Origin of the sequence: Streptomyces sp. OfavH-34-F (assembly GCF_022347745.1) — a bacterium.
Classification (GTDB): Bacteria; Actinomycetota; Actinomycetes; order Streptomycetales; family Streptomycetaceae; genus Streptomyces.
Genome location: NZ_JAKRGC010000585.1, coordinates 1 through 1,743, shown reverse-complemented (window position 1 = coordinate 1,743; position 1,743 = coordinate 1). Strand labels below are relative to the sequence as shown.

Annotated in this window: 1 protein-coding gene and 1 pseudogene; both read left to right on the top strand. The window is 75.0% G+C overall.

All coding sequences use genetic code 11. The annotated features are described in order from the left end of the window. A pseudogene (locus MHW47_RS35135) lies at positions 1-449 on the top strand (serine/threonine protein kinase); the annotation flags it as partial. A gap of 233 nt (positions 450-682) precedes the next feature. After that, positions 683-1,743, top strand: a 1,061-nt coding sequence (locus MHW47_RS35130) for a serine/threonine-protein kinase (RefSeq protein WP_239227869.1), incomplete at its 3' end; no start/stop codon positions are given.

The following is a 1,743-nucleotide window of genomic DNA, read 5'->3' as shown; positions in this document are numbered from 1 at the left end:
AGCGCCGCCAGGCCCCGCCGCAGCAGCAGCCGCCGCGCGACCGGCAGCCGTACCAGCAGCCCGCGCCGCAGCCGTACCCCCAGCAGCACCAGCAGCAGTACCGCCCGCAGCCCCAGCCGCAGCCGTACCAGCCGCAGCCCCAGCCGTACCAGCCCCCGCCGCAGCAGCAGTACGCGCCGCCGCAGCAGCCCCAGCAGCCGGCACCGCGCGCGCCCCGGGAGCCGAGGCGGCGCAGCGCCAACCCGATGAGGATTCCCGGACTCGGCTGCCTCAAGGGCTGCCTGTTCACGCTGGTCCTGCTCTTCGTGGCGAGCTGGCTGATCTGGGAGCTGACCCCGCTCAAGGACTGGATCGGGCAGGGCCAGAGCTACTGGCACGCCATCACCGACGCCGTCACCACCGTGAAGGACTGGGTCTCCGACCTGGGCGGCGGCAGCGGCGGCAACTGACCGCCCCGTCCCCGGCGACCGCACGGTCCCGGCGCCCGGCCGGAAGCCCCGGCCGGGCGTACCACTCTGTAGCTATGTCGACTTCCGCGGACCGAATCCGGCCCCAATCCGGGGCGATTCGCCCGCAGAAGCGAAGGTTGGCGCCGACTGCGGCGCACGGGCCCCCGATCGCCGCGTAACTTTGTCGACCGGGGGTTGTTGGGGGTCCATCGCCAGCCGCTGAGGGAGCAGTCTTGGCACGGAAAATCGGCAGCCGGTACACCGCCCACCAGATATTGGGGCGCGGCAGCGCCGGCACGGTGTGGCTCGGGGACGGCCCCGAGGGCCCCGTCGCCATCAAACTGCTCCGCGAGGACCTCGCGTCCGACCAGGAGCTCGTCGGCCGGTTCGTCCAGGAGCGCACCGCGCTGCTCGGACTCGACCACCCGCACGTCGTCGCCGTCCGCGACCTCGTGGTGGACGGCAACGACCTCGCCCTCGTCATGGACCTCGTCCGCGGCACCGACCTGCGCACCCGGCTCGACCGCGAACGCCGGCTGGCCCCCGAGGCCGCCGTCGCCATCGTCGCCGACGTCGCGGACGGCCTCGCCGCCGCGCACGCCGCCGGGATCGTCCACCGCGACGTCAAGCCCGAGAACATCCTGCTCGACATGGAGGGCCCGCTCGGCCCCGGCCACTCCCACCCCGCGCTGCTCACCGACTTCGGCGTCGCCAAGCTCATCGACACCCCGCGCCGCACCCGGAGCAGCAAGATCATCGGCACCCCGGACTACCTGGCCCCCGAGATCGTCGAGGGCCTGCCGCCGCGCGCCGCCGTGGACATCTACGCCCTGGCCACGGTCCTGTACGAGCTGCTCGCCGGCTTCACGCCGTTCGGCGGCGGCCACCCCGGCGCGGTGCTGCGCCGCCACGTCACCGAGACCGTCGTCCCGCTCCCCGGCATCCCCGACGAGCTGTGGCAGCTGCTCGTCCAGTGCCTCGCCAAGGCCCCGGCCTCCCGGCTGCGCGCCTCCGAACTGGCCGCCCGGCTGCGCGAACAGCTGCCGCAGCTGGCCGGCATCCCGCCGCTGGAGGTGGACGAGCCGGACGAGGAGCCGGAGAGCGCCCCCGGCTACGACGAGCAGCAGTACACCCCGGCCGGCGACGAGCCCCGCAGGCGCGGCGCCGTCCCGCTGGTGCCCGGCTCGTCCCCGGACTCCAACCGCGACACCCACACCAGCATGCGCGTCCCGGCCCCCGACGAGCTGTCCGGCGGCCCCCGGGGCACCGCCCGCGCCCCGCGCGCCCCCGGCCG